The following is a 7,641-nucleotide window of genomic DNA, read 5'->3' as shown; positions in this document are numbered from 1 at the left end:
CGATGGTCACCTGCCAGCCGCGCCGGGCCAGCCAGAGAGCGTGCCGGCCGACTCCCCCGGCGACATCCAGCGCCCGCCTTGGCCGCGAACGGCCGGGTGCGATAAACTCACGGTAAGCTGCGAGCAGGAAGGGGTCGGGCTGGCGCCACTTGTGAGCCCCCTGACGATAGCGTTGGTCCCAGTCGCTGCCCCCTTGGGGGGAGGGACTTGGGCCTCGCCGTTGGGCCTTCCGGAGGCCCGGTTCGCTGCGTCCTGGACGCCGTAGAGTGCTCATTTTGCCCGGTTTAACTGATTTTTTGCTGTACGAGAGCGCCTCGCCGTGGATATTCTAAATGGCTTGACCTTGTGTCGATTGTGAACCCTATGCCCGGGAGGGCTTGATGCCGGAGTTGCAGACCCGAAGCTACCACGCCAACAACTTCGTGCGTGCGTTTCGCCGTTGGTTCGTCCCCTACATGCAGTCGCGCATTCAGAGCGACAAGTTCCGCCCGTTGCTTTCTTACCTCTTCACCGAGTGGAAGTGCAACGTCGACTGCCACTATTGCTGGGCCTTCAACAACAAAGTGAAGGGGATGTCGGAGGAGACCGCCATCCGCTCCATCGACTGGCTGAAGTCGGTGGGCTGCCGGGTGATCGCCATCATGGGCGGCGAGCCCCTGCTGCGCCGCGACCTCATCCTCAAGGTGGTGGACTACGGCACCAAAAACGGCTTCTTCGTCTACCTGCCCACCAACGGCATCCTCATGAACGAGGACTTCATCGACCGGGTGGGCGAACGCGGGGTGGCCGCCATCAACCTGGCGGTGGACTGCCTGGACCCGCTGCCCGGGCTGGCCAAGAACTTCCGCCGCATCGAGAAGCAGTTCAGGTACCTGGTGCAGCGGCAGCGCGAGCATGGCTACATGATCGTCTTCAACACCAACATGTGCCGGCACAACCTGGCGGACGTCAAGGCGCTCACCGAGATCGCCCACGACAACGGCATCTCCACCGACGTGCACATCAACGAGCCCCCCTACATCGAGCAGCCGCACTTCCAGCACCTGGAGGACAACGTCACCTACATCACGCCCGCCGACTGGCCGCGGGTGGACGAGGTGCTGGATTGGCTGATCGAGAAGAACGCCCAGGGATACATCATGGTCAACTCCAAGGACCACCTGCGCAAGATGAAGGACTTCATGCGCGGGATCACCTATCCCTGGAACTGCCGCGCCGGGCACAACTCCTGCGTCATCCGCACCGACGGCACCCTGGCCCCCTGCTTCCCCATGTATTCGGCCAAGGACGACTGGGGCAGCATCTGGGAGCCCAAGTTCGACAACCGCCAGCTCGACGAGATGAAGAAGGTGTGCAACTCGCACTGCCTCTCCACCTGCCAGTACGTGCTCGGCTACTACTACAACAACCGCAACGTGCTGCGCTGGATCATCAAGCAAGGGCTGCACGGCTGGAGCGGTCAGGCGCAGATGGCCGAAGCCTGATCCCGCCGCGGGATTTCCCGGGCCTTCTCCGCGGAGAAGGCCTTTTGTTTTTGCCCGGCTAGCGCCGCGACCGCCTCTCGCAGGACATTTTTTGACCCCCGCGAGCTAGAATTTGCCTATAATCCCCCTGCCCCCGGACAGGCTGCCTCATGAGCCCCGCTGCCACCGAAACCCGGTATATCGCCATCGTGACCACCGACGAGTCGGCCCTCCCCGACGTGGAAGCGTTCCTGGCGCCGGCCTTCAACACCACCTTCTTGCGCCATCCCGACGACATCCTGCCGCTGATGACCCAGGTGCCGCTGGATGCGCTGGTCCTCGACCTCGACACCGCCGGCGCCTCCGCCGCCCAGGGTCTGGAGGTGCTGGGCGAGCTGCGCAGCATGAACCAGGACCTGGTGCTGGTGGCGCTCACTCGCTCGCACAGCCGTTCCATCCGCCTGCAGGCGGCGGAGCTGGGCGCCGACGAGTTCTTCATCGCGCCGGTGGATTTCGGCGAATTGCGCATCGTGCTGGAGCGCGCCTTGGACCAGCGCGGCATCGAGATCGAGAACCGGCGCCTGCGCGAGCAGATCGTCCCCAAGTACAGCTTCTGCGAACTGATCGGGGGCAGCGAGCCCATGCGCCGGGTCTACGACGCCATCACCCGCGTCGCCGACAGCACCACCACGGTGCTGATCCGGGGCGAGAGCGGCACCGGCAAGGAACTGGTGGCCCGGGCCATCATTATGAGTGGCCCGCGCGCCGACAAGCCCTTCGTCAGCGTGAACTGCGCCGCCATCCCGGAGTCGCTCATCGAGTCCGAACTCTTCGGGCACGAAAAGGGGGCCTTCACCGGGGCCGTGGCCGCCCGCCCCGGCCACATCGAGTCCGCCCACACCGGCACCCTCTTCCTGGACGAGATTGGTTCGCTGCCCCTGCCGCTGCAGGGCAAGCTGCTGCGGGTGCTGGAAGACCGCGAAGTGCAGCGCATCGGGAGCCGGAGCACCCGCAAAGTGGATTTCCGTCTGATCACCGCCACCAACGAGGATCTGGAGGCCATGGTGCACGCGGGGCGCTTCCGCGACGACCTTTACTACCGCATCCACGTGGTTCCCATCTTCCTGCCGCCCTTGCGCGAGCGCCGCGGCGACATCCCTCTGTTGGTGGACCACTACCTGCGCCTCTACTGCGCCGCCAACCGCGTACCTCTGAAGCGGATGGAGCCCGAGGCCCTGGAGATCCTGGAGGCCAATCCCTGGTCGGGCAACGTGCGCGAGCTGGAGAACCTGGTGCAGCGTCTGGTGCTGATGGTGGAAGGCCCGGTCATCACCGCCAAGCACCTGCCCCAGCAGGTCCTGATGGCCAGCAGCGTGACCCAGGAGTCCCTGCTCATCCCCGAGGACGGCATCGATTTCGCGCAGGAGATGGCGCGCATCGAAGCGGCCTACCTGCAGGCCGCCCTTCGCCGCACCGGCAGCAAGAAGGCGGCGGCGTCTCTGCTGCGCCTCAGTCCCCAGCAGATGAAGTACCTGTGCCGCAAGTACAGGATCGACCAGGGTTAAAAATAAACCTTAGATCAGTTAATTTTTGACCCGGCCTTAGGTCCAGCGTGGTGTCCCGGAGTCCTGCGGCAGGGGCCGTTTCCCGCAAGCCGTTGAATCCACGGCCCCTCGGGTTTGCACAACCGCGCGGCGGATTTTGGCCATCGGCTTGCACCATGGGCACAGCGTTAGGCACGGGAAGTGAAGAGCTTTGGGACCTGGTAGAAACCCAAGAGAGAAAACGAGGAGAGGATCATGGCGATTGAAAAGAAGTCGTTGATCAATAACATCGCCGCCGCCAAAAAGGCCATCTTGGCCGCCCAGAAGGACTTGCAGGGTGAGAAGAACCTGAGCGGTGGGCGCGGCACGCTGAGCGGCGGTCGTGGGAACCTGTCCGGCGGGCGCGGCAATCTGTCCGGCGGCCGTGGGAACCTGAGCGGCGGGCGGGGCAACCTGTCCGGCGGCCGTGGCAATCTGTCCGGCGGTCGCGGCAACCTGAGCGGTGGCCGTGGCAACCTGTCCGGCGGGCGCGGCAACCTGAGCGGTGGCCGTGGCAATCTGTCTGGCGGGCGCGGCAACCTGAGCGGCGGCCGTGGCAACCTGTCCGGCGGGCGCGGCAACCTCGGGTAAGCGCAAACGAAGTTGTAACAAGGGGGGAAGGGGTCGCGAGAAGGCTTCGCGACCCCTTTTTCGTTTCTACCTCATTCCGCCCTACCAAAGCTTGCGTCGGACGAAGTCCCAGGCCACCTCCGCCAGCATCCCGGCGATGCTGCGGTGACCGGCCGTGATCAGGGCTGTCCCTGCCATTCCCGATCTGAAGCGGCCATCCGGATTGGGCACTTCGATGGTGACGGTGTAGAAGGTAGGCGGGCGCACCCCGCGATACTGTTCCTGGTGGATCAACCCGGCCGCGATCTCGGAAGAGGCGGGAGCGATGCTGAGCACTCGTCCGGGCATGGGGCTGGCGGCCGAGTCGGGCAGCAGGCGGGCGGGCTCGCCCGGCTGGGCCTTCCGCACCGCAAACTCGGGCAGGTAGATGCGGGCGCGCATGGTGCCCAGGCCGGCCACTTCCACCAGCTCGGTCCCGGCCTCGACGCGCGAACCCAGACGGTCGGAGAGGCGCGGCGTCATCACCCGCCCGGCGATGGGGGAAGTGATGGTGAGCATGGAAACCTGCTCCTGCAGCAGGCGGGTGCGCTCTTGCAGTTGCTGGCGCTCCCGGTCGGCGATGCCGAAGTCGGCGTAGCGCAGCTGGGCCTCCGCGGCGCGGGCCGCCGCGGCCCGGTAGTCGGCGTAGCTCTTGGCCGCCTCCGATTCCAGGGCCAGGTTGCGCAACTGCAGCAGCTTGGCCCCGGCGGCCACCGGTTGGCCTTCCTCGGCGTCGACCTCCACCACTGTGCCGGGCACGGCCGCGCGCAGCAGCGCGCGCTTCTCCGGCTCCAGCAGGAAGCGTCCCTCCACGGTTTCGCGCCAGACGGGAGCGACCAGGAACAGCAGCAGCGCCGCCGCCGCGATCAGCTTGTTGCGCGGGGTCAGCCAGGCCTGCAGGCGCTCCTTCTTGTCCAGATACACGGTATTCATAAACCTCCACAAGGTGCGGATGCGCGAGCGGAAGATGAGATACCCCACACCCACGGCGGGAACGAAGGCCCATTCCGGGCTGTAATTGCGAGCGATGTTGCCCACGAAGCGGGCGGCCAGATACAGCAGGGAATAGCTGTACACCCCCGAGACCAGGGCATAGACCACATAGCCCAGGCGGCGGCGCTTGGCCACGTAGGGCACCTCCACCGGCAGGCGCCAAATGTGCTTCTTCACCCAGCCCGCTACGTAGGCGGTGGAATCTTCCTTCAAGTTGGGGATTCCCAGGCCTTCGGTCAGCAAGTAGTAGCCGTCCAGCTTGATGAGGGGATTCCAATTGAAGAAGATCACCCCCAGGCCGGTGATGAGGATGATCTTGTAGGCGAACTCATGGGCCCACGAACCCTTGGGCGTGCCCCACCAGATGGGCGTGGCCGCGGCCGAGAACATCATCTCCGTCCACACCCCAGAGACGATGATCACCAGGCGCTGCTGGCGGGTGGCATAGACCCAGGCCTCGATCACGTCGGTGAAGAAGGCGGGCGTGAGGTATACCAGGTGGAAGCCCATGCGATGCACGTGCCCGCCGTAATGCTTGCAGCTCAGCCCGTGGGCGGTCTCATGGAAGAAGAGCAGGATGCACACCAGCACCCAGAACTCGGCGATATCGTAGGCGCCCTTCTTGGTGAAATCGTAGAACTGGATGGTGTCGTTGGCGATCTCGCCCCAGCGGTCGATGAAGACGTAGAACATGAAGGCGAAGGCCGCCAGGGTGAGCGCGGTGAACCAGCGGGAGTAGAAGAAGGTGAGCTTGGGGTGGATCTTGTCGAAGAACTTGTCCGGGTCCCAGGCCGAGAACTGGATGTGGGAGATGTCGCCGAAGCGTGACTTCTTCTTGGCGTGGCCGCCGCGGTGCTCGGCCAGCTTTTGGGTCAGGGCGACGTTCTCTTCCTGCGGGGTCTTGTACCAGAACCCGTTGCTGTCGAGGGTGGCGGCGAACTCCCGCAGATCGTCGGGGGAATACTGCACGCCTTCCTGCTGGGAGAACAGGTCGGCGATCTCCTCATAGGAGCGCTTGCCGTCGAACAGTTGCACCAGCTTCCATTCCGTGGGGGAGAAGGCGAAGAGCCAGCTTTTGCCCTCGATGATGGCCACCACCACCGGCTGGCCATCTTCGATCTGCTCCCGCCCCACCAGCCGGGGATGAAGCCGGGGACGGTACTCCTTCACCTTCCCCGGGATCTCGGGCAAGGCGACGTTGAGGGCTTCGGTGATGTTCATTTCGGATTGGGGATCTGCACGTTGGCGGTCATGCCCGGCCGCAGCTCCCCGGCCGGCCCCGTGATCTCCGCCAGCACTTCAATGGTGTCGCTGGAAGGGTCGACCACCGGGCTGACCTGCAGCACCTTGGCGCGGTGCTCCTGCTGGCTGTCGGTCGCGGCCGTGACCGTGAGCTGATCGCCCACCTGGATGTGGCCTACGAAGCGCTCCGGCAAGGTGAAGCGGATGCGCAGCGGCGCCACCGCCGTCACCCAGAACAGGCGGTCCCCCACCGCCACCCGCTGGCCCACGCGCACGTAGCGGCGGGCCACGACGCCGTCGAAGGGCGCCAGGATGCGCGTCTTCTCCAGCTCCAGCGCCAGGGAAAGAGCGCTGGCCTGCGCGTTCTTCAGGTTCTCCCGCACCCGCTCTACTTCGTATTGGTCGGCTTCCACCTTGTAGCGGGCGTGGTCCAGGTCCTGCTTGGTGATGAGCTGGGCGTCCCACATCTTCTCGGCGCGCTCGCGGTCGGCCTGCAGCACCTTGACCTCGCCCTCCCAGCCTTGCAGATCGGCCTGGGTGGAGCGCACCTTGGCGTCGGCGGCGTCCTTGTCGGCGGCGATCTGGCGGTCGTCGAGCATGCCCAGCAATTGCCCCTTGCGCACCGGGGTGCCCGCGTCCACGTCGATCTTGGCCACCACCCCGTCGCGCTGCGCGGCCACGTCAACCTGGTTCTCCACCACCAGGGGTCCGGAGGCGAGGAAGGTCGGGGTGGGCGCCGGCGCCGGCAGCGTCACCGGTTTGGGAGGCGAGGCCTGCACGGGAGCGGGCCGGGAGGAATCGCACCCCACCCACGCCATCAGGCCTGCCGCAAGCAGTACGGTGAATGCCACCCGCTTCGCCACGCTCAACCTCCTGCCCCGTGCTTCTTACCCATTATGCTAAATCCCGAACCATGACCACAGCTTCCCGCGGATCCACAAGCCCGAGCGCCGGAACAGGACGTAGCCCGCCGGCCGCCAGCCGGCGGGATACAGGACGCGTCCGCTGGCGCTCAGCACCGGCCGGGCGTCCACTTTGCCGCGGCCTTGCATCCCCGGACGCATCAGCGCGTTGGGGTTCGTGTTGGGGACCGAGACGCGGGCAAAGAACACGCGCTCGTCGCCTTCCACCTGGCCCTGGGGGCTGATCACAGTCACGCTGCCCCGGAAAGTCTGGGTGGGAAAGCTATCCAGCTTCACCACCGCCGGCCATCCCGGCTCCAGCAAAGGAACATCGGCTTCGTCGATGGCCACGTCCGCGGTGGCGCGCGAAGTGTCGGTGACCTCCGCGAAGGTGTCGCCGAATTCGAGGCGCCGGCCCACCAGGTTCTCCACCTGGGGCGTCGCCACCACGCCCTCGATGGGGGAGCGCAGGTGGGTGCGCTCCAGCCGCTCTTGGGCGCGGGTGACCTCCGCGGTCCAGTAGTCGGCCTGGGTGCGCTGGATGCCCGCCTCCGTGCCGTCGTTGGAGGCCAGCGCCTGGTTCATGCGCGCCACCGCCTCCGCCTGCTTGGCCTGGGCGGCGGCCAGCGCCGCGCGGTAATCCCAGTCCTCCAGGTCGGCCAGGATGGTGCCGCGCTTGACCGGGTCGCCTTCGCGCACATACACCTTGCTCACCACGCCCTCGACCTCGGGCTGGATCTTGGCGGTGTGCGCCGGGGCGACAGTGGCGTTACCGTCCAGCCGCATAGGCAGGGGCACCGCGACCAGGAAAAGCAGGGCCGCCCCCGCCAGCGCCAGGATGGTGCTGCG

6 protein-coding genes are annotated in these 7,641 nt (G+C 66.0%); 3 read left to right on the top strand and 3 right to left on the bottom strand.

The features are described 5' to 3' along the window. Positions 1-380: 380 nt before the first annotated feature. The 3 genes from VEG08_10585 to VEG08_10575 all read left to right on the top strand — a co-directional run bounded on the left by VEG08_10585 (position 381) and on the right by VEG08_10575 (position 3,637). A complete protein-coding gene (locus VEG08_10585) occupies positions 381-1,484 on the top strand; it encodes a radical SAM protein (GenBank protein ID HXZ28432.1) in 1,104 nt (367 codons plus the stop codon). Positions 1,485-1,633: 149 nt separating this feature from the next. Then, complete coding sequence (locus tag VEG08_10580) at positions 1,634-3,028, top strand: sigma-54 dependent transcriptional regulator (GenBank protein ID HXZ28431.1); 1,395 nt, start codon at positions 1,634-1,636, stop codon at positions 3,026-3,028. Between the two features lie 234 nt (positions 3,029-3,262). After that, a complete protein-coding gene (locus VEG08_10575) occupies positions 3,263-3,637 on the top strand; it encodes a hypothetical protein (GenBank protein ID HXZ28430.1) in 375 nt (124 codons plus the stop codon). An 81-nt stretch (positions 3,638-3,718) separates the two neighbouring features. On the opposite strand, the gene VEG08_10570 is transcribed toward VEG08_10575, so the two are convergent. From VEG08_10570 to VEG08_10560, 3 genes are all read right to left on the bottom strand, one after another. Beyond that, positions 3,719-5,869 (bottom strand): HlyD family efflux transporter periplasmic adaptor subunit, encoded by a 2,151-nt coding sequence (locus tag VEG08_10570; GenBank protein ID HXZ28429.1) that lies wholly within the window; start codon positions 5,867-5,869, stop codon positions 3,719-3,721. Continuing rightward, complete coding sequence (locus tag VEG08_10565; protein HXZ28428.1) at positions 5,866-6,753, bottom strand: efflux RND transporter periplasmic adaptor subunit; 888 nt, start codon at positions 6,751-6,753, stop codon at positions 5,866-5,868. The genes VEG08_10570 and VEG08_10565 overlap by 4 nt, the downstream gene beginning before the upstream one ends. Positions 6,754-6,789: 36 nt before the next feature. Then, the coding region (locus VEG08_10560; protein HXZ28427.1) for an efflux RND transporter periplasmic adaptor subunit at positions 6,790-7,641 on the bottom strand (852 nt) is incomplete at its 5' end.

The organism is Terriglobales bacterium (assembly GCA_035624475.1).
In the GTDB taxonomy this organism is placed as follows: Bacteria; Acidobacteriota; Terriglobia; order Terriglobales; family Acidobacteriaceae; genus DASPRL01.
Note: the sequence above shows the minus strand (reverse complement) of the source record. Positions and strands in the feature narration are given on the sequence as shown.